The organism is Kitasatospora sp. NPDC015120, from assembly GCF_043080305.1.
In the GTDB taxonomy this organism is placed as follows: domain Bacteria; phylum Actinomycetota; class Actinomycetes; order Streptomycetales; family Streptomycetaceae; genus Kitasatospora.
Genome location: NZ_JBIBVJ010000003.1, coordinates 655,010 through 678,001, shown reverse-complemented (window position 1 = coordinate 678,001; position 22,992 = coordinate 655,010). Strand labels below are relative to the sequence as shown.

Annotated in this window: 14 protein-coding genes; 11 read left to right on the top strand and 3 right to left on the bottom strand. The window is 74.3% G+C overall.

Annotation, left to right across the window (positions count from 1 at the left end; all coding sequences use genetic code 11):
- Window positions 1-43 precede the first annotated feature (43 nt).
- On the bottom strand, window positions 44-1,054 hold the full coding sequence (locus tag ACF1AK_RS11745) for an SDR family NAD(P)-dependent oxidoreductase (RefSeq protein WP_391498601.1): 1,011 nt from the start codon (window positions 1,052-1,054) through the stop codon (window positions 44-46).
- An 85-nt stretch (window positions 1,055-1,139) separates the two neighbouring features.
- Between ACF1AK_RS11745 and ACF1AK_RS11740 the strand changes: the two genes are divergently transcribed.
- From ACF1AK_RS11740 to ACF1AK_RS11710, 7 genes are all read left to right on the top strand, one after another.
- On the top strand, window positions 1,140-2,054 hold the full coding sequence (locus ACF1AK_RS11740; RefSeq protein ID WP_391498600.1) for an AraC family transcriptional regulator: 915 nt from the start codon (window positions 1,140-1,142) through the stop codon (window positions 2,052-2,054).
- Between the two features lie 264 nt (window positions 2,055-2,318).
- Window positions 2,319-3,770 carry an NADP-dependent phosphogluconate dehydrogenase gene (gndA, locus tag ACF1AK_RS11735; RefSeq protein ID WP_391498599.1) on the top strand — a complete coding sequence of 484 codons (1,452 nt, stop codon included), beginning with the start codon at window positions 2,319-2,321 and terminating at the stop codon, window positions 3,768-3,770.
- Between the two features lie 37 nt (window positions 3,771-3,807).
- Window positions 3,808-4,581: an SDR family NAD(P)-dependent oxidoreductase gene (locus tag ACF1AK_RS11730; RefSeq protein WP_391498598.1), complete on the top strand. Its 774-nt coding sequence runs from the start codon at window positions 3,808-3,810 to the stop codon at window positions 4,579-4,581.
- A 57-nt stretch (window positions 4,582-4,638) separates the two neighbouring features.
- Window positions 4,639-4,773, top strand: a complete 135-nt coding sequence (locus tag ACF1AK_RS11725; RefSeq protein WP_391498597.1) for a hypothetical protein — start codon at window positions 4,639-4,641, stop codon at window positions 4,771-4,773.
- Window positions 4,774-4,833: 60 nt separating this feature from the next.
- Window positions 4,834-6,354 carry a PP2C family protein-serine/threonine phosphatase gene (locus ACF1AK_RS11720; RefSeq protein ID WP_391498596.1) on the top strand — a complete coding sequence of 507 codons (1,521 nt, stop codon included), beginning with the start codon at window positions 4,834-4,836 and terminating at the stop codon, window positions 6,352-6,354.
- Between the two features lie 528 nt (window positions 6,355-6,882).
- Window positions 6,883-7,677 (top strand): AAA family ATPase, encoded by a 795-nt coding sequence (locus ACF1AK_RS11715; protein ID WP_391498595.1) that lies wholly within the window; start codon window positions 6,883-6,885, stop codon window positions 7,675-7,677.
- Window positions 7,674-10,487, top strand: a complete 2,814-nt coding sequence (locus ACF1AK_RS11710) for an AAA family ATPase (protein WP_391498594.1) — start codon at window positions 7,674-7,676, stop codon at window positions 10,485-10,487. Before ACF1AK_RS11715 ends, ACF1AK_RS11710 begins: the two co-directional genes overlap by 4 nt.
- 9 nt (window positions 10,488-10,496) lie before the next feature.
- Here ACF1AK_RS11710 and ACF1AK_RS11705 read toward each other — a convergent pair whose 3' ends face one another.
- Window positions 10,497-11,312, bottom strand: a complete 816-nt coding sequence (locus ACF1AK_RS11705; RefSeq protein WP_391498593.1) for an alpha/beta hydrolase — start codon at window positions 11,310-11,312, stop codon at window positions 10,497-10,499.
- A gap of 231 nt (window positions 11,313-11,543) precedes the next feature.
- Here ACF1AK_RS11705 and ACF1AK_RS11700 point away from each other — a divergent pair, with 231 nt between their 5' ends.
- Window positions 11,544-12,629, top strand: a complete 1,086-nt coding sequence (locus tag ACF1AK_RS11700) for an alpha/beta fold hydrolase (protein WP_391498592.1) — start codon at window positions 11,544-11,546, stop codon at window positions 12,627-12,629.
- A 185-nt stretch (window positions 12,630-12,814) separates the two neighbouring features.
- On the top strand, window positions 12,815-15,526 hold the full coding sequence (locus tag ACF1AK_RS11695) for an ATP-binding protein (RefSeq protein WP_391498591.1): 2,712 nt from the start codon (window positions 12,815-12,817) through the stop codon (window positions 15,524-15,526).
- 44 nt (window positions 15,527-15,570) lie between these two features.
- On the opposite strand, the gene ACF1AK_RS11690 is transcribed toward ACF1AK_RS11695, so the two are convergent.
- A complete protein-coding gene (locus ACF1AK_RS11690) occupies window positions 15,571-18,294 on the bottom strand; it encodes an ATP-binding protein (protein WP_391498590.1) in 2,724 nt (907 codons plus the stop codon).
- A 312-nt stretch (window positions 18,295-18,606) separates the two neighbouring features.
- Here ACF1AK_RS11690 and ACF1AK_RS11685 point away from each other — a divergent pair, with 312 nt between their 5' ends.
- Complete coding sequence (locus ACF1AK_RS11685) at window positions 18,607-19,056, top strand: peptidase inhibitor family I36 protein (RefSeq protein WP_391498589.1); 450 nt, start codon at window positions 18,607-18,609, stop codon at window positions 19,054-19,056.
- A 134-nt stretch (window positions 19,057-19,190) separates the two neighbouring features.
- Window positions 19,191-22,880, top strand: coding sequence for an endonuclease/exonuclease/phosphatase family protein (locus ACF1AK_RS11680; RefSeq protein WP_391498588.1), 3,690 nt, complete (start codon window positions 19,191-19,193; stop codon window positions 22,878-22,880).
- Window positions 22,881-22,992: the final 112 nt, after the last annotated feature.

Genomic DNA, 22,992 nt, shown 5'->3' with positions numbered 1-22,992 from the left:
GCCCGGCCTCCGCAGACCCGTCCCCGCCGACATGGCACCCCGGTCAGACGGAGCGCAGCGCCGCCCCGGCGTCCTCCCAGAGCCGGTCGGCGGCCCCGTGGTCGAGCGCGTGGGCGGCCACCCCGCCCGGGCGGTCCTCGTCGCCGCGCACGACGGGCGCTTCCCGGCCGTCCTCGAAGTAGCGGCCCGTGACGCCGTCCAGCAGCGGAGAGGCGGCCAGCAGGACGGAGGTGGCGGCGCCCTGCTCCGGGGTCTTGTAGAAGGACGGCGGCGTCAGGTTCCCCGCCTCGTCCATCACGCCGAACGCCCGCATGGTGGCGTCGTCGAGGTGCCGCTGGAGGCGGGTGAGGACGAAGCCGGGGTTGAGCGCGTTCGCCGTGATGCCGTCGGCCGCCCAGCGCCGGGCGCCGACCGCGAACAGGACGCCGGCGGTCTTGGAGCGCCCGTAGGCCGTCCAGGGGTCGTACGGCCGGTGCGCGAAGTGCGGGTCCTCGAAGTCGAAGGGCGCGCCGCGGTGGGCGCCCGAGCTGACGATCACGACGCGCGCCGCGCCGGAGGCCCGCAGGGCGGGGTGGAGGCCGGTGGCGAGGGCGAAGTGGCCCAGGTGGTTGGTGGCCAGCTGCATCTCCCAGCCGGCCGGGCCGAGCGTGCGCTCGGGCAGGGCCATGATCCCGGCGTTCGCCACGAGCACGTCCAGCGGCCCCGACCAGGAGCGGACGAACGCCGCGACGGAGGCCGGGTCGGCCAGGTCGAGCGCCGCCGCGCGCACCGGGCCCGCACCGGCGACGGCCGACAGCTCGCGCAGGAGCGCCTGCGCGGACTGCGGGCGGCGGGTGGCGATGGTGACCTCGGCGCCCGCGGCGGACAGCGCCCGGACGGTCTCGGCGCCGAGCCCCGAGGCCCCTCCGGTCACCACGGCCCGCCGGCCGCTCAGGTCGAGGCCGTCGACCACGTCCAGGGCGCGGGTGCCGGCCCCGAAGGGCGTGGCGAGCCGGGGCGGCTCGGGGCGGTGGGCGGAGGCGGAGGTCCGTTCGGGCAGGGAGTGCGTCGTCATACGGCCACGCTACGGCCCAAGGATCGGACGCACTATGGTTGGAAGTCCGTACTTCTTTAGCGAACGTCCGAGACCTGGAGGCGCAGTGGACCCGCTGGACGACGTGCTGACCCTCCTGGAGACCCGCGCCCACCTGTCGGCCGGGCTGGCGGCCGGGGGCCGGTGGGCGGTCCGGTTCGCCGCACCGGAGGGCGTCAAGTTCAACGCGGTGCGGCGTGGCTCCTGCCTCCTGGAGGTCGACGGCCTCGACGCGCCCCTCGCACTGGCGGAGGGCGACTGCTACCTCCTCCCGCACCGCCGCCCCTTCACCCTGCGCAGCGGCCACGGGGCCGAACCCGTCCCGGCCGCGCCGCTGTTCGCCCGGGCCGGGAACGGCGTCGCCCGGGCGGGCACGGGCGACGACACCCTCCTGGTCGGCGGCCGGTTCTCCTTCGGCCCCCGCGCACAGGACCTGCTCCTGGACCGGCTGCCCCCGGTCGTCCACCTCCCGGCCGGCACCCCGCACGCCGGGACGGTGCGCTGGGCGCTCGCCGCGATCGACGAGGAGCTGACCCGTCGGCCGATGGCCTCCGCCCTCGTGGCGGAACACCTGGCCGTCGTCATGCTGGTCCACGTGCTGCGGCTGCACCTGGTCCGCGAGCCCCACGCGGTGTCGGGCTGGCTGGCCGGCCTCGCCGATCCGCTGGCCGCCACCGCCCTGGCCGCCCTGCACCGGGAGCCCGCCCGGGCCTGGACCGTCGCCGACCTGGCCCGCACCTGCGCGGTCTCCCGCTCCACCCTGGCCGCGCGCTTCAAGGCCGCCGTCGGCCAGGGTCCGCTGCAGTACCTCACCGGGTGGCGCATCGAACTCGCCGCCCGGCGGCTGCGCGAGGGCGACGACGGCCTCGCCGCCATCGCCCACGCCGTCGGCTACGGCTCCGAGAGCGCCCTGAGCGTGGCCTTCAAGCGCACCCTCGGCGTCTCCCCGAGCGACTACCGCAGGCGTCCGCCGGCGGCGTGAACCCGCTCGGACCGTACCGGAGCGCAGCGCCCGTGCTCCGTGCGGAATCACCCGGGCGGGTCAGCCGCCCGCGCGTCGCCCGTCCTGCGGGGGCCATCCTGGTTCCGGCCGTGCGGAACGCCTCCCGGTGCCCGGGACGCGCTGCTTCGCGACCGTCCGATCCGACGCCCCGGGGCTCGGCGGCCCGCCGCCGTGCCCGGGAGGACCGCCGAATCCCCGCGCAATCCTCCCCGCGCCGTCCCCGGGGAGAAGGGAGCAGCCGCCATGGAGGCATCCGCACAGATCGGCGTGACGGGCCTGGCGGTGATGGGCCGCAACCTGGCCCGGAACTTCGCCCGCAACGGCTACACGGTCGCGGTCCACAACCGCACCCCGGCGCGGACGAAGGCCCTGGTCGAGGAGTTCGGCCACGAGGGCACCTTCGTCCCGGCGGAGTCGCCGCAGGAGTTCGTGGCCGCGCTGGAGCGCCCGCGCCGGCTGCTGGTCATGGTGAAGGCCGGCGGGCCGACGGACGAGGTGATCGAGGAGTTCGCCCCGCTGCTGGAGCCGGGCGACATGATCATCGACGGCGGCAACGCGCACTTCGCCGACACCCGCCGCCGTGAGCGGGCGCTGCGCGAGCGCGGCCTCCACTTCGTCGGCAGCGGCGTCTCCGGCGGCGAGGAGGGCGCGCTGCTCGGCCCCTCGGTCATGCCCGGCGGCTCCGCCGAGTCCTACCGCGTCCTCGGCCCGATGCTGGAGAGGATCAGCGCCCACGTCGACGGCGAGCCCTGCTGCACCCACATCGGCACCGACGGCGCCGGCCACTTCGTGAAGATGGTCCACAACGGCATCGAGTACGCCGACATGCAGCTCATCGCCGAGGCCTACCACCTGCTGCGGGAGGTCGGCGGCCACAGTCCGGCCGAGATCGCCGGGATCTTCCGCCGCTGGAACGAGGGCCGCCTCGACTCCTACCTGATCGGGATCACCGCCGAGGTCCTCGCCCACACCGACGCCGCCACCGGCAAGCCCTTCGTCGACATCGTCCGCGACGCCGCCGAGCAGAAGGGCACCGGGCGCTGGACCGTGCAGACCGCCCTCGACCTCGGCTCCCCCGTCACCGCCATCGCCCAGGCCACCTTCGCCCGGGTCGCCTCCGCCCGGACCGAACTGCGCGACGCCTACCGGCCGCTGTCGGCGGAGAGCCCGGAGGTGATCCCGCACGAACCCGGCCACGGCGTCCTCGACATCGAGAAGGCCCTCTACGCCTCGAAGATCATCGCCTACGACCAGGGCTGGACCATGATCCGCGACGCCGCCGCCGAGTACGGCTGGGACATCGACCTCGGGGCGGTGGCGACGATCTGGCGCGGCGGCTGCATCATCCGCGCCGCCTTCCTGGACCGCATCCGCGCCGCCCACGCCGCCGACCCCGGCCTGGTCAGCCTGCTGGCCGAGGAGCGGTTCGCCGCCGAGATCGCCGACGCCCTGCCCTCCTGGCGCTCGGTCGTCGCCACCGCCGCCCTGCGCGGAATCCCGGTGCCGGCGTTCTCCGCCGCACTCGCCCACTTCGACACCCTGCGCAGCGAGCACCTGCCCGCCGCCCTGATCCAGGGCCAGCGCGACTTCTTCGGCGCCCACACCTACCACCGCACCGACCGCGACGGCGTCTTCCACACGCGGTGGGCCGAGCCCGGCCGCCCCGAGGTCCGCACCGACACCGCGACGGGTTAGCCGCTTCCCGCTCCCCACCGACGAGAGGTGCCCCCCGATGCAGATCGACCTCACCGGACGGACCGCGCTGGTCACCGGATCCACGGCCGGAATCGGCGCGGCGGCGGCCCGGACCCTGGCCGCCGCCGGAGCCGACGTCGTGGTCAACGGCCGCAACCCCGACCGCGTCGCCGAGACCGCGCAGCGGATCGGCGGGCGCGGCATCGCCGCCGACGTCGGCACCGCCGAAGGAACCGCCGAACTGATCCGGCAGCTGCCCGACGTCGACATCCTGGTCAACAACACCGGCATCTTCGAGACCAAGCCCGTCTTCGACATCACCGACGCGGACTGGCTGCGCTTCTACGAGGTCAACGTCCTCTCCGGGGTCCGCCTCGCCCGCCACTACACGCCCCGGATGGTCGCCCGCGGCTGGGGCCGGGTGATCTTCGTCAGCAGCGAGGCCGGCGTCCAGACCCCGCCCGACATGGTCCAGTACGGCATGACCAAGACCGCCCAGCTGGCCGTCTCCCGCGGCATGGCGCAGGAGGTCGCCGGCACCGGCGTCACGGTCAACTGCGTGCTCCCCGGGCCCACCATGAGCGACGGCGTGCTCGCCATGTTCGAGGAGCTCTATCCCGGCCTCGACCCCACCGAGCAGGAACGCCGCTACCTCGCCGAGAACCGCGCCGCCGCCTCCCTGCTCCGACGCCTGATCCGCCCCCACGAGGTCGCCAACATGATCACCTACGTGGCCTCCGAACACTCCTCCGCCACCACCGGCCGCGCCCTCGGCGTCGACGGCGGCCTGCTGCCCACGATCGTTCCCTGAGCCTCCCGGTCCCGCCCCGTGACGCTCCGCACGAGCACCCGGAGCGGACCCGGGAAGGTGATCCTCTTCGGGGAGCACGCCGTCGGCTGCGGCCGGCCCGCCATCGTCACCCCGATCGGCCGCGGGCTCACCCTCACCACCGCCCTGCGCGGCCGAGGCCGGTGCGATGCCGCCATCCGGGTGGGGGCGTGACATGCTTCGTTCCATGAGTGACCACGAGGACCGGGCAGCGCCCGGCCGGGCGGCGGACCGGTGACCGGGACCGGCCGGGACGCGGTCCGGGAGGTCCTGGCCGTCCTTCCCGGGTCGGTCGTCCTCCTCCAACCGGAGTACGGGCCCGAGGGCGAGGTGGCGGACTTCCGGCTCGTGGCGGCCTCGCCCGAGGCGGTCGACATCGGCGGGCGCCACGGCGCGCGGCTGCTCGGACTCAGTGTGCTGGCCACGTATCCGGGGATCGAGGCCACCGATCTGTGGCGCGGCTACCTGGGGGTGCTGGAGAGCGGCGCGGTCTACGAGGGCGAGCTGGAGTACGAGGAGAAGGCGGCCGGCATCCCGCACCGGTCCCGGTACGGGGTGCGCGTGACGCCGTGCCAGGGCGGGCTGATCGTCTCCTGGAACCGCCTGGACACCGAGGAGCGCGAGCAGCGCCGGCTGGCGCTCATGCAGCACCTGGGCCGGATGGGCTGGGTGGACCGCGATCTGGTCGGTGGCGGGATCACCTGGTCCGACCAGGTCTATTCGATCTTCGAGCGGGACCGTTCGCTGGGCCCGATGACGCTGGAGGAGCTGTCGGCCCACGCCGAGGCCGAGGACCGCCCCGGGGTGGAGGACGCGGTGCGGCGTCTGCTCAAGATCGGCGAACCGCTGGACCTCACCTTCCGCATCCGCCTTCCCGACCGCGAGATGCGCCATGTCAGGGTGGTCGCCGAGACCGAGACGGACGTGCTGGGGCAGCCGGTCCGGGTCCACGGGTTCTTCCAGGACCTCACCGAAGCCAAGCTCGCCGAACAGCAGCTGCTGGACCAGCAGCAGGTCACCCTCGCCCACCAGAGCCTCCTGGCCGCCGAACGCGAACTCGCCGCCCGCCTCCAGGACACCCTGCTCCCCGTGCCCCAGCAGACGCTCCACCTGGCCGGCCTCACCGTCGACGTCGCCTACCTGCCCCTGCAGGAAGGACTCAGCCTCGGCGGCGACTGGTACAGCGCCATCGAACTGCCCGACGCCGGCGCGCTGCTCGTCGTCGGCGACGTCGCCGGCCACGGCCTCGACGCCGTCGCCACCATGGCCCTGCTGCGCTTCACCGCCAAGGGCATGGCCATCACCGGCACCCCCCTGCCCGACGTCCTCGCCAACCTCAACACCCTCCTGCTGCACGCGGAGCGGAACGGGTCGACGGCCACCATGATCATGGCCGTGTACGAGCCCGCGGCCTCCCGCCTCACGTGGGTGCGCGCGGGCCACCCGCCGCCCCTGCTGCTGCGCGGCGGTGAAGCCCGCTTCCTGCCCTCCGTCGGCGGCATCCTGCTCGGCGCCGTTCCGGGCGCCCGCTACGAGGCGTCCACCGTGGACCTGCTGCCCGGCGACCATCTGCTGCTCTACACGGACGGCCTGATCGAGAAGGTGGACGAGCCCATCACCGAGGGCCTGGCCCGGCTGGCCGGCACGGCCCTGGCCCACGTCGGCGAACCGCGGCCGTTGGAGGGGATCACCCGGGCCCTCGTCGCCCCCCAGGCCCGCCGCGACGACATCTGCGCCCTGTACATCAGCCGCTGACCGGCCTGACCGGCGTCCCGCATCGCACCGGCGTACGGCCCTGCGGTCACCTCGCCAGGACGGCTCCGGTCACCGGGGCCCGGGCCGGGCCACGGGATCCGCGAAGCCGTACGCCTGCGCCCGCCCCGAGGCGCACGGCGACGGCCCGGACCTCGACGACCTGGCGCAGCACCTGCTGCTCGCCCCCGGCCGGCGGGACGTCCCCGTCGGGTGGATCGCCGCGCACCGCAACCGGCTCGGCGCCCGCAACCGCCGGGCCTGCGAAGTCCCCGCCACGGCAGCGGAGCGGGCCCCGGGGTGCTCGCCCCGGGCGGCGGGCGGTGCGGGCCCGGGCAGTCGCGCCGGCAGGCTCTGGAGGACCGCGGGGTGTTGGGTTCCGCCGGCGCCGAGGCGGAACACCGGTCGGGCGCCGGCCCGGGTACGGACCAGGGTTCGACCCTGGCTCGACGGGGCCGTGGTCCCGGGATCGTGGCCGGTGGAGGCCGACCGGCTTCGGTTGCGGTGAAGGGGGCGAAGGAGTTGACGAGGGTGGAGCCCGGTGGCAAGGGCGGGCCGGACGGGGCGGGGGATCCGTTGCCGCCGCAACTGCGCGGACGCGCCCGGGAACAGGACGTCCTCGATCGGCTGTTGCTCGACGTGAGCCGGGGACACAGCCGCGTACTGGTCCTGCGCGGGGAGTCCGGCATCGGCAAGACCGCCCTGCTCACCTATCTGGCGGGTCAGGCCCCGGCAGGCCGCGTCGTCCGCACGGTCGGGGTGGAAACCGGGTTCGAGATCGCGTACTCGGCTCTCCAGCAGATATGCGCTCCGCTGCTGAGCCATCTGGACCGGTTGCCGGCGGCGCAGCGAGCCGCCCTCACCACGGCGCTGGGGCTGGGGCCGGAGCGCGGACCGGGGGACGGCGGACCGCCTGGCGGTCCGCTGACCGGACTGGCCGTACTGGGCCTGTTCGCCGAGGCCGCCGCCGTCGAGCCGGTGGTCTGTGTCGTGGACGACGCGCAGTGGATCGACGGGATCTCCGCGGCCGTCCTCGCGTTCGTCGCCCGTCGGCTGGACGCCGAGTCCGTGGCGCTGGTCTTCGCCGTGTCCACCTCGGCACCGCTCCGCACACCGACCGGTGCCGGTTTCCTCACCGGCCTGCCGGAACTGCGGGTCGACGGGCTCCGCGACGACGACGCCCGGGCGTTGCTGGACTCGGTGCTGCCCGGTCCGGTGCACCCCCGGGTCCGGGAGGCGATCGTCGCCGAAGCACGCGGCAACCCGCTGGCGCTGATGGAGCTGCGGCGCGGTGAGAGCGACATCCGGAAGAGGCAGGGGACATGACCGGGTTGCGACGAGGGGGCGGCACCACGGCGTTGGTGGGCCGCGAGGACGAGCAGGCGGAGCTCGTGGCGTTCGTGAAGTCGGCCACGGGCCGGGCTCTCGTCCTGCGAGGGGAGACGGGGGTCGGCAAGAGTGCGCTGTTGAGCCACGCCGCCGCGTTGGCGGAGCAGGAGGGCCACCCCGTCCTCCGGGTCGCCGGTGTCGAGGCCGAGTCCGAGCTGCCCTATGCGGGGCTGCACCAGTTCCTCCATCCGCTGCTCGCCGACGTCGCGCGGCTGGACGACGGGGCCCGGGCGGTGTTCGACGCCGTGTTCGGCGGAGTTCAGGGCGATCCGCCGTCGGTCATGGCCCTCGGCATCGCCGTGCTCGGTCTGTTGTCGCTCTCCTCCGCACAGCGGCCGCTGCTGCTGGTCCTCGACGACGCGCAGTGGCTGGACGACTCCAGCGCCGCCATCTACGGGTTCGTGGGCCGACGCCTGGTCGGCAGCCCGGCGAAGATGCTGGTCGCGGTCCGCACCGACCTCACGTCCCGCTTCGACACCGCCGCACTGCCCGAACTGCCGATCACCGCCCTCACCGACGCGGACGCGGCCCGCCTGCTGGACGACCGGTACCCGGAGCTGAGCCGACGGGTCCGTCGGATCGTCCTGGAGCAGGCCCGGGGCAACCCCCTGGCCCTGGTGGAGCTGCCCGCCCACTTCGCCGGCCGGCTGGACGACCTCCCGGTCGAAGACCTGATCGGTCAGCACGGCGTGCCCCTGCCCCGGCGGCTGCAACACATGTTCGGCACCCGCATCTGCGCCCTCGACGAACGGGTCCGGACCGAGCTGCTGATGGGCGCGCTCGACGGCGCCGGGACCCCGAGCGGCACCGACGCCGTCCCCGGCACCCGCCGGGGCATGCACGACGCCGACGCGGCAGTGGCCGCCGGTCTGCTGGACATCGACGTGGTCACCGGCGATCTCGTCTTCCGCCACCCGCTCGTACGGTCGGCCGTCATCCGGATGGCCACTCCCAACCAGCGCCGCGCCGCGCACCTGGCGCTGGCGCGGTTCCACCGGGAGAACCTCGAACGCCGGGCGACGCACCTGGCGGCCGCAACGGTCGATCCGGACGAGGACGTCGCCGGCGTCCTGGAGGCGGCGGCCGGGTCGGCGACTCGGCGCGGCGGCGCGCTGGCGGCCGTGACCTGGCTGACCCGGGCCGCCGAGCTCAGCGAGAACCACGCCGACCGCTCCCGGCGGCTGACCGACGCGGCTTTCGTCGCCGGTCATGCCGCCCGCCTCGGCCAGGCGAACCGGCTGGTGCGGGCAGGCCTCGCGACCGGCTCGACGGACTCGCCGGCCTCGGTCCTGGCGGCCGCCTACCGAGCGCTCTACCAGGACGGGGACGTCCGTTCCACGCACCGCCAGGTGTCGGCCGCGATCGAGAAGCTGCGGGACACCGAGAAGCTCCGGGACGCGGGGACAGCCGTCGCCGACGGAGCCGCCGGACCCGACGAGGTCCTCACCCGGCTGGTGAACCTGCTCCTGGCGATCAGCCAGTTCAGCGGTGACCGCGCGACCTGGGAGAGCACCCGCGGACTCCTCGCCTCCCTGGGCGGCCTCGTCACCGAGCACTCGCGCCTCTACGGCGACACGTGGAGCGATGTGATCAGGCACGGAGCGGGCTGGGCCGGGCCGGTACGACGGGCCGCCGCGAGCCTGTCCGAGCTGGAGCCCTGGGCCGTCACTCGGCTCGGCGTGTCCGCCTACCACCTCGACGTCCTGAACCACTACCGCCCCCACCTCCAGCGCGTCGTGGACCGCGAGCTGGAGACCGGAGCCGTGGCCACCGGCATGGTGATGCTGCACCAGATCATGCTCGACCAGATGACGGCGGGCGAATGGGCCCGGGCCGAGGACACCGGACAGCGCGGCCTGGACCTGGCCACCGAACACGGCCACCACCTGTTCGCCGCCCAGAGCCGCGCGTACTTGGCCCAGCTGGCGGCGCTGCGCGGACAGGTCCGGCAGGCGCGGGACCTCCAGGCCGAGGTGGACGCCTGGGCCCGTCCCCGCGGTCTGGGGTTCCTGACCCAGGTCGCCGACTCCGCCGGCGCGACCGCCGCACTGGGCTCCGGCGACCACGAGACCGCGTACCTCTACGCCATCGGCATCACCGAGCCGGGCACGTTCCGGCCCTACGCGTACCAGGCCTCGCGCACCCTGCTCGACCTCGTCGAGGCCGCCCGGTGCACCGGACGCGTCGTGCAGGCCCGGGCGCACGCCCTCGCCGCGCGCGACACCGGTCTGCCGGAGGTGTCGCCCCGCCTGGCACTGGTCACCTACGGCGCGCTGGCGATGACGGCCGAGGACGAGCGGGAGGCCGCCGAGATGTTCACGCGGGCCGCATCGCACCCGGACGCCGGCCGCTTCCCGTTCGAGCTGGCCCGGATCCGGCTGGCGCACGGCATCCGGGTGCGCCACGTCCAGGGTCCGGCGGCGGCACGGCGGTACGTGGTCCCCGCGGCCGAGGCGTTCGAGCGGCTCGGTGCGGTCGGCTGGACCGAGCGGGCCCGGGCCGAACTGCGCTCCACCGGGGCCCCGCCCCCCGTCCCGGCGCTCGACCCGGCCTCGCTGACCTGGCAGGAACGCCGCATCGCCGATCTGGCCGCCAGCGGCCTGACGAACAAGGAGATCGGCCGGCGGATGCACCTCTCGCCGCGTACTGTCAGCTCGCACTTGTACCGCGTCTTCCCCAAGCTGGGCATCACGGCCCGGGCGGCGCTGCGCGACGCCTTGAGCCGGACCGACGCGGCGCAGGTCTGATGCCGGCGCTCAGCCCCCTGCGACCACGGCCTCGACGCCGTTGGCGGCCAGCCAGACGAGGACGTGATCGGCGACCGGGCGCCAGCCGCTGTCGAACACCAGGGAGTGCCCTCGATCGGCGAACTGCTTCAGGTCCGTCACGGCGGAGCAGTCGCCGTAGAGCTTGTAGACCGAGCGGGTCACGGCGTCCGGGACGATCCGGTCCTCCTGGCCGGAGACGAGCAGGAGCGGTCCGCGCGCCGGATTGGCCGTGTCCACGACGGTGTCGGCCGGCCCGGCGGCGGTGCGGTGGAGTCCGAGGTCCGCGAGCAGCCGGAGCGGGGCCGGGACGGCGTACCGGTCGAAGAGCTCCTCGGCCTCCTCCGCTGAGACCGCGTTGACGACGAGGTGTCGGAACCGGGCGCGCGGCAGCAGCCCGGAGCCCGGGTTCCGGGTCGTTCCCGCCGGCCCCGGCGCCCACGACCGGGGCCGGCCGCCCTCCAGCGGCACACCGCCGGGCGGCAACGGCGCGAGAGCGACGGCGGCCCGGCCGAGGCCGGCCCCGAGGAGCTGCTGGGCGATGAGGCCGCCGACCGAGTGCCCGATGAGGACCGGCGGGTCGTCCAGGGTGCGCACGACCTCCTCGTAGTGGGCGGTGAGTGCGGCGAGCCCGAGGTCGGGCAGCCGGCCGGGGTCGCGGCGGGCCTGGTCGGCGGTGGGCCCTTCGCCGGGCCGGCCCGGGACGCACACGGCGTAGCCGTGCGCGGTGAACCGTTCGGCCCAGCCGTCCCAGGAGGACCGGTGGAACCACGCACCGTGGATGAGGACGACGGGGGTTTGCTGCACGGCCAGACCTTCCGCTTGCACACACGACGACCCGCCGGCATCGCGGCGCTCCGTCGAGGATCACCGAGCGGTGGGACGGCGGAAACAGTCGAATGACTGAATCCGGCGGCCCGGCAGACCCTCCGTGCGTCCGTGAGCCCCTACGGGCGTCTCGACGTCATGTGACCGATGCGCCGGGCCGGTGGCCGATGAACAGTGGAGGCATCAGCAGGTCTCCAGGAAGGACCAGAGATGATCAACAGGCGTTCCTTCACCAGAGCGGTCGGTCTCGGCGTGGGTGCCGCGGCCGCGTCGCTCGGCGGCGCGTCGAACACGCCTGCCGCCTTCGCGGCCGGTGCCGACCGGCCCGGCCGCCCGGCCGCGGTCATCCCGGACGTCGCCCCGGGCACCCGTACCGCGTTCACCGGCCTGAAGCGCATCCGGGCCGGCGTGCTCGACATCGGCTACGCCGAGGCCGGGCCGGAGCACGGGCCCGTGGTCATCTGCCTGCACGGCTGGCCCTTCGACATCCACAGCTACGTCGACGTGGCGCCGCTGCTGGCGGACGCCGGCTACCGGGTGATCGTGCCGTACCTGCGGGGTCACGGCACCACGACCTTCCTGTCCCCGACCACCGCCCGCACCGGCCAGCAGGCCGCGATCGCCCTCGACGTCATCGCCCTGATGGACGCCCTGGAGATCCCCAGGGCGGTGCTGGCCGGCTTCGACTGGGGCTCGCGGGCCGCCGGAACCGTCGCGGCGCTGTGGCCGGAGCGGGTCAAGGCCCTGGTGGCGGTGAGTGGTTACCTCATCGTCAACGTGCCGTCGCAGAAGAACCCGTTGCCGCCGAAGGCCGAGCGCACCTGGTGGTACCAGTACTACTTCGCCACCGATCGCGGCCGCGTCGCCATGGAGACCAGGCAGAACCGGCACGACCTGTGCCGGCTGGTGTGGGAGGAGACCTCCCCGACCTGGAACTTCGACGACGCCACCTTCGAGCGCACGGCCACCGCGTTCGAGAACCCCGACTACGCCGCCATCGTGATCCACAACTACCGCTGGCGCCTGGGCCTGGCCGACGGCGAACGCTGCTACGACCGCTACGAGCACCTGCTCGCGGCCCGACCGCCCGTCACGGTCCCGACCATCGCCGTGGATCCTGCCCTCGACCCGTTCCTGCCCACGACCGACGGCAGCGGGTACCGGCGGTTCTTCACCGGCCCCTACGAGCACCGCGTCCTCGCGGGCGTCGGCCACAACGCGCCGCAGGAGGCGCCGACGGCGTTCGCCCAGGCGGTGGTGGACGCCGGCCTTCTGGCCGCCCGCGCCACCCGCTGACGACTCCGCACCGCTCTGCCGCTGACCAGCGGCCCCCGAGCGCCGGGAGGCGCGTCCACCCCCTCCGCCCTCCCGGCCACCTCCCGGCCACCTCCCGGCCGTCCTCCCCGAGCCGGCCCGGTGCCCGGCGCGCGATCGTCTAGGATCGGCGACGACGCCCGTGCGTCGACTTCGGGGAGGATCTGGTGCTGCTCGGGCGGGGCGCGGAGTGCGCAAGACTGGACGCCCTTCTGAGGGCGATGCGGGACGGCCGCAGCGACGCCCTCGTCGTCCTGGGCGAGGCCGGGGTCGGGAAGACCGCCCTGCTCGACCACGCCCTGCGGACCGGTGCGGACGCACGGATCCTGCGAGTCGCCGGGGTCGAGTCCGAAGTGGAACTGCCCTACGCCGCCCTGCACCAACTGTGCCTCCCGTTGCTGGACGGGGTCGACCGTCTTCCCCCGCCCCAGGCCGAGGCGCTGGCAACCGTGTTCGGCCTGCGGAACGGGGACGCGCCGAGCCCGTTCCTGGTCGGCCTCGGCGTGCTCAATCTGCTCGCCGAGGCAGGGCGCGGACGGCCACTGCTGTGCGTGGTGGACGACGCGCACTGGCTCGACGACGCCTCGGCGCAGGTGGTGGCCTTCGTGGCACGCCGGCTTCGGGCCGAGGCGGTCCTCCTGCTGATCGCGGCCCGGGAGCCGATCACCAGCATGCGCGGCCTGAGCGAGTTGACGGTTCAGGGCCTCGACACGGACGCCGCGCAGAAACTGCTGGACTCCGTGGTGCGCTGGCCGCTCGACGGCGCCGTCCGCTCAGCGATCCTCGCCGAGGCCCGGGGCAACCCACTGGCACTGCGGGAGCTCTCGCTCGCCTCGCCCGACCGGCTCGCCGGCGGATTCGGCCTGGTCGAAGCCGCCGCACTCTCGACGCGGATCGAGCAGAGCTTCCGGCGCCGGATCGCCGGACTGCCCGCCGGTTCCCGGGAACTGATGCTGCTGGCCGCTGCCGACCCGGTCGGCGATCCGGTGCTCATCTGGCGGGCCGCCGCGGCCCTCGGGCTGAGCCCGCAGGCCGGGAGCGCCGCCGAAGCGGCGGAGCTGCTCACGATCGGAGTCCGGATCGTGTTCCGCCATCCGCTGGTGCGCTCCGCCGTCTACCGCGCCGCCACGGCGGATGCCCGGCGCCGGGTCCACCGGGCCCTCGCCGAGGCGATGTCGCAGGAAGCGGATCAGGACCGCCGCGTCTGGCACCTCGCCCACGCCACCGAGCACCACGACGAGTCGGTGGCCGCGGAGTTGGAGGCATCGGCGGACCGGGCGCAGTCCCGCGGCGGGCTGGCCGCGGCGGCCGGGTTCCTGGAGCGCGCGGCCGCGCTGACGGCGGACCCGGCGCTGCGCGCCGAGCGCGAGCTCGCCGCCGCCGGGAGCAAGTACCACGCGGGTGCCCCGGACGAGGCGCGGGTCCTGCTCGACAGGGCGGAGTCCGGCCCGCACGACGAGCTGCGATCGGCCCGCGTCGGCCAGTTGCGGGGGTACCTGGCGTTCGCCACCGGAGACACCGCCCGGGCCCCCGGGTTGTTGCTGGACACGGCCCGGCGGTTCGAGCGGCTCGACCCGGTCCTGTCCCGCGAGACCTACCTGGACACGTTCAGCTACTCGCTGCTGGCCGGCCGGTTCGCCGCCGGCGCGACCGTGCCGCGCGTGGCCGCCGCCGCGGCCACGGCGCCTGCGCCGGGCCGGCCACCGCGTGAACAGGACCTCCTGCTCGACGCGTACGCCGTGCTGTTCACCGAAGGCCACACCGAGGGAACCCCGCTGATGCGGCGGGCCCTGGACGCCATCCGCCGCGACGAGCTGACGGTCGAGGAGGGGACGCGCTGGCTCGTCGTCGCCGCCCACGGTTCGTGGGAGACCTGGGACGACGAGGCCTGGGAGGCGCTCACGGAGCAGAACGTCCGCCGCACCCGGGCCGCCGGCGCACTGACCATCCTGCCGGTCGCGTTGACCCAGCGGATCGCCGCCCATCTGCACGCCGGGCGGTTCGGGGCGGCGGCCGACCTGCTGGAGGAGTCCGAGGTCGTCGCCGAGGCGACCGGAATCGCCCGCCCCGCCTACGACGCGGCGGCTCTGGCCGCCTGGCGCGGTCAGGCCCGGGCCCACGACCTGATCCGGGCCGCCCGGAGCACCGCGGCCGAACGGTGCGAGGGCCTCGGGCTCTCGCTCGTCGACTACACGAACGCCGTCCTGCACAACGGCCTCGGCCGCTTCGCCGAGGCCAGGGACGCCGCGGTGCTGGCGGCCGCGAACCCCGAGGAGACCGCGTTCGCCTCCTGGGCGCTGAGCGAGCTGGTCGAGGCGGCGGTCCGCTGCGGCGACCGGGCCCTGGCGGAACGGGCCGTGACACGACTCGCCCGCACCACCACCCCCAGCGCGACGGAGTGGAGCCTCGGAACCGAGGCACGCTCGCGCGCCCTGGTCAGCGAGGGCTCCGCGGCCGACGGGCTCTACCGCGAGGCGATCGACCGGCTCGGGCGCAGCCGCGGCGCGGTCGCGCTGGCCCGGGCCCTTCTGCTCCACGGCGAATGGCTGCGCCGGCAGGGCCGCGAGCCGGACGCCCGCAGGCAGCTGAGCGCGGCGCACGACGCCTTCGTGGAGATCGGCGCCGAAGCGTTCGCCGAACGCACCCGCCGTGAACTCGCCGCGTGCGGTGTGCCGGTGTCGCCGCCCGCCGCCCGACGGACGGTCGAGCTGACGGAGCAGGAGAGCCGGATCGCCAGGCGCGCGCGGGACGGCCGGTCGAACGCGGAGATCGGCGCCGAGCTCTTCCTCAGTGCCCGGACCGTCGAGTGGCACCTGCGCAAGGTGTTCACCAAACTCGGCATCGGCTCACGGCGGGAGTTGCGCACCGTGCTGCCGTAGCCGTCCCACGGGCCCGCCGGACCTCGGCGATCACCGTACGGCGGTCACCGCTCCGACAGGGCGCCGTCGATCTCCCGACGGGAGGAGATCCCCAGCTTGGTGAAGACCTTGCGCAGGTGCCACTCGACCGTCCGGGGGCTGAGGAACAGATGTGCGCCGATCTCCGCATTCGGATGCCCTGCGGCCGCGAGGCGGGCGATCTGCGCCTCCTGCGGGGTCAGGACCGGTGTGCCGACGGTCCGCTTGCGCACCGTCTCACCGGTGGCGAGCAGCTCACGCCGGGCCCGCTCGGCGAACGCCTCCATGCCCATGCGCGCGGCCGCCCCGTACGCCGCCCGCAGCTCGGTACGGGCCTGTGCACGCCGGTTCCGGCGGCGCAGCCACTCCCCGTACAGCAGTCGGGCCCGGGTCTCGAACACTCCGAGCCCGCCGCGGCCGAAGTGGTCGACGGCCTCGCGGTAACGGTCCTCGGCCCGCTCGGGTGCTCCGGTCAGGGCGTCGGCGACCGCATGCGCGCCCAGGGCCCAGGGCGTGCCGGCCCGGCTCCAGTCGGCGAGCCGCTCGCGCGCCCCGGCCGCGACGGCCGGCTCACCGGCCCTGGTCGCGGCCTCGACCAGCTCGCTGCACGTCCAGAAGTGCACCACGAGGTCCTTGTGCCCTCCCCCGCGCAGGGCCGCTTCCATGGCGAGCGGATAGTTGCCCAGGCCGTTGTGGAGCACGGCCCTCTCGCACGCGGCTACGCGGATGAGACGGCCCAGGCCACGCTGCTCGCCGTCCCGTTCCATGGCATCGAGCAGGTCCAGGGCCTCCCGCTCCCGCCCCCGGTACGCGCCGATCAAGGCCGCCGTGGCCGTGCGCATCGCCACGCCGGTGGCCGTCCCCATGGCCGCGGCCTCGGCCAGCAGGTCTTCGGCTTCGGCGAGACGCCCCGCATGGCCCAGCGCGCCCGCCCGGTAGGGCAAAGCCGTCGAGAGCACCGACAGCGTGCCCGTCGTCCGGGCGAAGCGGACCGCCCGCTCGGTGACGTCCAGCCATGCCTGGAGATCGCCCAGCTCCGCGGCGGCGTTGGTGGCCGCCCACAGGACGGACGGCTCCTCCTCGCCGGCGAGGGAGCGCAGCGCCCGCGCCAGGAGCGGGAAGGCGGCAGCCTGCCCGTCCGTGGTCCACACGACCAGGGCACGGAGGAAGATTCCGGCCGGCTCGTCGCCGGGTGCCAGACCACGGGCGACCTCGGCCGCTCGCCGTATTCCGTCTTCGTCGTGCGGCCAGGCCCAGACGGCCGCGTCGAACGCCGCGAGGCAGGTCTCCCGCGCGACGGCCGGGTCGAGGTCCCGGAACTGGCGCGCGGCGTCGAGCAGCGGTTGCACCGCGCCCTTCCCCGAGTCGGTCATGGACGACGCCTTGGCCCGCAGCCGGCCGGCATGGGCCTGCTGCAACCGGTCCAGCGGCCCCAGCTCCGCGGCGGCGAGCAGGTCGGGCACCCGGGTCGGCAGGCCGGCGGCGACGTTGGCCGCCGCGGCCGCCAGCGCGCGCCGCGCCCGCTCCTTCCGGTCGGGGGTGAGCGCGGCGGCCCGTTCCAGGAAGGAGGCGGCGGCCGCCCGCCCGCCCCGCGCCAGGGCCCGGCCGGCGGAGCCCTCCAGTGCGGTGGCGACCTGCTCGTCCGGCCCGACCGCGGCGTGGGCCCGGTGCCAGGCCCGCCGGTCGGGGTCGCGCTCGGCGTCGGTGGCCTCGGCCAGGGCTCGGTGCGCCTTCCGCAGCTCACCGGGGGCCGCGCCCCGCCACACGGCGGAGCGCACCAGCGGGTGCCGGAACCGTACCGAGGCTCCCAGCGTGACCAGGCCTGCGGCCTCGGCTGCCGCCGCAGCCTCCGGACCGACTCCCAGCCGGAGCAGAGCACGCCACAACAGCGCCCCGTCGCCGACCGGCTCGACCGCCGCGACCAGCAGCAGGGCGCGGGTGTCGACCGGCAGCGCCTCCACGCGCCGACGGAAGCCGTCCTCAAGCCGGGTCGCCAGCGGGCCGGCGCCGGGCCCGCCGAAGCCGAAGGCCAACTCCGCCGGCGACAGGCCCCGGGTCAACTCCAGCAGGGCGAGCGGATTCCCGCCGGTCTCGGCGACGATCCGGTCCCGTACCCGGGCGTCGACCGGTCCCGGCAGCACGCCGTCCAGCAGCGCCCGGGCGTCGGCGTCGGCCAGCCCGCCCAGAGGAAGGTCCGGCAGACCGGACAGGCCCTCGTCCTGCGCCCTCCCGTCGGTGATCCGCTCGGCGAACACCAACGCCACCGATTCCGCGTCCAGCCGGCGCCCGACGAACGCCAGGATCCGCCGGGACATCAGGTCCAGCCACTGCGCGTCGTCGACCAGGCACAGCAGCGGGGACCGGGCCGCCGCCTCGGCGAACAGGCCGAGGACCGCCATCCCGACCAGCAGCATCTCGGGAGGGTTCCCCGCGCTCAGGCCGAACGCGACCCGCAGCGCGTCCTGCTGCACCTCCGGCAGCCGGCCGAGGTGCGACAACAGCGGGGCGCACAGCCGTTGCAGAGCCGAGTACGCGAACTCGGCCTCGGCCTCGACGCCGGCCGCGCGCACGACCTGCCACCGCCCCGCCTGCCCGGCCAGGTGGTCGAGCAGCGCCGATTTGCCGACGCCGGCCTCACCCCGCAGCACCAGCACCCGGCTGCGCCCGCCGCCCACCTCGCGCACCAGTCCGTCCAGCACCTCCAACTCCCGGGCGCGCCCGAGTAGCTGGTGCTTCGTGTGCTGCGGCATGGCTCCTCCGGGACGAGTTCCTCCCGGAGGAGCTGCACCCATCCTACGAAGACCGGGCCGGCCGGACCGCACGGGTCCGGTCATCCCCGCCCGCGGCTCACCGCCCGACGTGCACCGACGCGGAACCAGTCGGCTCCCGCAGTCAGATGACTGATGTGCCGACGCGTGGCGGTGAAGCACGGTTGGTCAGCGGCTCCAGCCCGGTGCGTCGTGGCCCCCTCGGCCCGGACGCACCGCTCGACGGCCGCGCGCACGCCATGCCACCCAGCCTGCACCAGCTCTGCAGGCCGACCCCGAAAGCGAGTTCCCACCATGACCCGCACATCCCTCCGGCTGAAGTCCGCCGTCGTCGCGACCGTCCTCGCCGGCGCGGCGCTGATCGCCACGGCGGCTCCGGCGTCCGCGGCGAACCCGCCCTACGACGGCTGCCCCGCGTGGGCGCTCTGCCTCTACCAGCACGAGGGCGGGACCGGTTCGAAGGCGATCGTCACGCCTCCCCCGGCCGGCGGCAACGCGGCGATCGTGCGCCTCACGCAGGTCCACTTCCTGAACGGGGAGATCGCCGACAACCAGGTGTCGTCCTGGATCAACAACTCGCAGTGCTCGGTCAAGTTCATGGACGACCCGTACGGCGAGCTCCACCCCTCCGACCTGGACTACACCGAGATGTGGCACTGGGGTGCGACGGCCGACTACGGCCCCGGAAGCTCCAAGTACTACCTCAACGACCGGGTCTCCTCCCTCCAGTTCTGGTGCCCGTAGCAGCAGGCTCCGGTCCGAGAGCGGTGCCCCTGACGGATCCGCCCCGCTCGCCACTGCCCCGGCACCCGCCCCCGGAACCATCCGACGTCCCGGAAGGAACTCTCATCAAACGCCTCCGACCAGCGGCCGCGCTCTTGTCCGGCCTGCTGCTCTGCCTCACCGTCCCCGCGCTCGCCCCGGCCGCGCCCGTCCTCGAAGCGGCAGCCCCCGCCACCGCGGTGACGGCCGGCCCCGGCGCCGAGGGCCCGGACCTGAGCTTCGCCAACCGCACGTCGCCGCCGACCGGGATGCCGGACTGGTCCCGTGTGGGCTTCCGGGGCGGCCGGCAGCTGCCCGGTGACGGCGATCTGACCGACGATCCCGGTTGCCGCATCACCCCGGACGTGCTCGCCGCCCGGTACGGCGTGCGGGCGAACGACGGCGCCGACGACACCGCCGGGCTGCAGAAGGCCGTCGACGACGTCAAGGCCACCTGCTCGCCGAACGCCAACTTCAACCGGCTCTCGCTCATCTCCCTGCCGGCCGGCCGGATCGACGTGTCCCGGCAGATCTACGTCGACGCCGACTACCTGGTGCTGCGCGGGCAGGGCTCCGGCGACGGCGGCACCCGGCTGGTGTTCCGGCCCGACGTCAACACCCGCTACGACACCCTGGTCAACGGCCGCTGGGACCAGGACGCCATGAAGGCCGGCAGCGGCAGCGACGTCGGCACCGGCGGCTGGATCTGGCCCGGCCGCGGCCTGTTCCGGGTGCAGACCCGCGACATCGCCGACCGCTACCAGGACGACTGGGCGGCCGCCCCCGCCAACCGCAAGGACATCTTCGAGGGCAGCGTCAACCAGCACTGGGCCTCCGGCATCAAGGTCGCCGCCCCGGCCGCCGACCCCGGCTACGCGGCCCGCCAGGGCCAGAGCACCGTGCAGCTGGACGCCAAGGCGGACATGAAGAGGTTCTCCCCGGGCGGTTACGTCTGGGTCGGGGCGGCCAACAGCGTCATGTTCTACGAGCAGCAGGGCGTGTCCGACCGCAGCCAGATGGACAACCTGCACATGCGCCAGCAGATGTTCCGGGTCGACTCCCTGGACGCGGCGGCCAGGACCGTCACGCTGGACCGCCCGCTGGAGTGGGACCTGCCCGTCGACTCCACCTCCGACGGCTCCCCCGCGCTGGGCGACAAGCCGTACGCCAGCAAGGTCACCCCGCTCAAGGTCGTCCAGGGCGTCGGCTTCGAGGACTTCGCCTTCACCCAGGACATGAACGGCCTGCCCAAGCTCGGCGGCGGTACGTATCAGCTGACTCCCGGCCAGGCCGTGCACAACTACGGCAACCTGGCCCCCGAGTACGCGATGCACGGCATCGTCTTCAAGTGGGCCGCCAACGACTGGGCCCGCGGGCTGAAGGCCGAGATGACCGGCTCGCACCCGATCGTCACCGAGGACGCCCGCAACCTCCAGATCGAGCGCAACAGCTTCGACGGGGCCTGGAACAAGGGCAAGGGCGGCAACGGCTACCTGCGCGGCAGCCGCGTCTGGGACTCGCTGTACGCCTACAACCTCAGCCGCAACCTGCGCCACTTCACCTTCCAGTGGTCGGCCAGCGGCAACGTCGCCTTCCGCAACGACCTCGATTCCGACCTCAACCTGCACGGCGGCTGGGAGCACGCCAACCTCTTCGAGCAGAACACCCTGCGCGTCCCGTACGAGCACCGCTCGGGCAGCTGCCAGACCAACTGCGGCGGCGAGGGCGGCGAGGTCGACGAGGGCACCTGGTACCCGATCTGGTGGGCGGCCGGCCCCAAGGCGGTCAAGTGGTCCGGCTCCTCCGGCCCGCAGAACGTGTTCTACAACAACACGATGGTCAAGCAAGCGACGCCCGGCGGGCCCTTCGAGCCGTACGCTCCCTACGGCACCCAGTCCGGCACGGCGTTCCAGTTCGGCTCGGCCAACGACTCGCCGAACCAGTTCCAGCCGCTCAGCCAGGGCGGCCAGGCCATCCCCGACTGGGGCGGCCGCGAGACCCTCGACTACACGAACAAGGGTGTCGTGCCCCTCGACGCGGGCAAGCGGCCGTCGCTGTTCCTGGCGCACACCGGCGAACTCGAACCGCGCGACGACAACACGCGCAAGGTCGCCACCTGGAACATGCAGGGGGCGGACACCCCCGACGCCAACGGCAACAAGTACGCCAACGACCTGCCGCAGCTGTACGGGCGCGGCTTCGGGCAGGCCGGAGCCGACGTCATCGCCCTGCAGGAGGCCGGCGCTCCGCCCCGCGGCGCCACGTACCTGGGGGACATCGCGACCGCCAACATCCAGTGGTTCGACAACGGCGGGTTCACCGTTCCGGTCCAGGAGTACCGGATCGGCACCGCCGCCCGGCCCACGGGGTTCCTGTACTGGCTGCACACGGACACCAATCCCAGGCCGGGAACGGTCGGGCGGGTGAACATGGCCGTCTTCAGCCGCACCCGGGTCGACCGCAACGGCGTGTACACCACGCGGGAAGGCAGGATCACCGACGGCACGGACTCCCGGCCCGCGCTCGGCGTCAACGTCGGTGGCGTCGTCTACTTCTCGGTGCACGGATCCTCGGGCAGCGGCAGCGACGACCCCCAGCTCCTGCTCAACATCCGGGAGCAGCTGAGGGGCACCAATCTGCCCTGGATCGCGATGGGCGACTACAACCGCGCGGTGGACAGCCTGCAGGCCGCGATCGCCCCGGACTTCACCGTCCACTCCCAACACCTGCCCACGCGCCCGACGCCGCTGGTCACCAGCACGGCGCCGCCCTCGACCATCGACTACGCCGTCGTTCCCACGGCGCAGGCGCAGCCCACCATCGGCGGAGTGACGCGGGCCAACCTGACCACGTCCGACCACTACCCCGTCGTCTTCACCCTCACCGTCCCGCCCGCCCAGCAGCCGCCCGCGCAGCAGCAGGCCTCGACGGCCGTGCCCGCCCAAGCCGTGGTCCGCAGTGCCGCCACCACCAACGCGGCCGGCCCCTCCGGGACCAGTCACGTGGTCTCCGACCAGCCGATCGACCGGGCGAATCTCCCGTCGCAGGTGTTCAGCCTGACGCCCGACCCCGAGTACCCCGGCTACTACCGCCTGTTCCACGCGAACGCGCCCTACAGCGGTCGCTACCTGGGGCAGGAGGGCGCCGCCCGCGACGCACGGACGGTGCTGTGGCCGAACGCGGCACCGGACCAGCTCTGGGCGCCGGTCGACCAGCTCGACGGCACCTGGACCCTGCGGAACTACACCACCCGGCAGTTCCTCACCGACGTCGGCAGCGGCCAGGCGCTGGCCGGCCGCGACTACGACGGCTCGGCCGCCCAGCGCTGGTTCCTCCAGGACCCCCGCGAGGCCGCGGGCCTCAACGAGATCGTCTCGGGGGACAACGGGTCCCAGCCCTCCACGCTCACGGTGGACGATCTGGAGACCGCGCCCCAGCCGCTGATCTTCGCCCCGAACGGGCACGGCTCGAACCAGCGGTTCGCCACGATCTCCGCCGGGCGGATCGGCTCGGACGCCTGCTTCTACCTGGTCAACCTGGGCCAGTACGTCAACTCGACAACGGCCCACCCGGGACGACCGCTGGACGGCAGCCTCGTCACCATGGGCGGCTTCCGCCCCAACGACGACGGCTACCTGTGGTGCGCGACCCCCGACGGCCCCAACGGAACGCTGCTGACCAACCACACCACCCCTGAGGAACGGCTGAACCTCACCCGGAGCCCCTCCTCCGACGAGGCGACGATCAGCAGCCCCTCGTCCCCTGTTCCCACGTTCCACTGGAGCTTCCTGCCAGTCACCGGCTGACTCCCCGTGGCGGGGGGGGGCCCCCGCGGCCCCCCCCCCCCCGGAAACCCGGGCCGGGGCCGGGGCGGCCCACGGCCCCCCGCAGGGGGGGGCCCCCGCCAGCCCGGAAGGG

Coding starts and splice junctions, on each gene's coding strand:
- ACF1AK_RS11745 (WP_391498601.1), bottom strand. CDS start 1,054: ATGACGACGCACTCCCTGCCCGAACGGACCTCCGCCTCCGCCCACCGC.
- gndA (WP_391498599.1), top strand. CDS start 2,319: ATGGAGGCATCCGCACAGATCGGCGTGACGGGCCTGGCGGTGATGGGC.
- ACF1AK_RS11730 (WP_391498598.1), top strand. CDS start 3,808: ATGCAGATCGACCTCACCGGACGGACCGCGCTGGTCACCGGATCCACG.
- ACF1AK_RS11710 (WP_391498594.1), top strand. CDS start 7,674: ATGACCGGGTTGCGACGAGGGGGCGGCACCACGGCGTTGGTGGGCCGC.
- ACF1AK_RS11700 (WP_391498592.1), top strand. CDS start 11,544: ATGATCAACAGGCGTTCCTTCACCAGAGCGGTCGGTCTCGGCGTGGGT.
- ACF1AK_RS11690 (WP_391498590.1), bottom strand. CDS start 18,294: ATGCCGCAGCACACGAAGCACCAGCTACTCGGGCGCGCCCGGGAGTTG.
- ACF1AK_RS11685 (WP_391498589.1), top strand. CDS start 18,607: ATGACCCGCACATCCCTCCGGCTGAAGTCCGCCGTCGTCGCGACCGTC.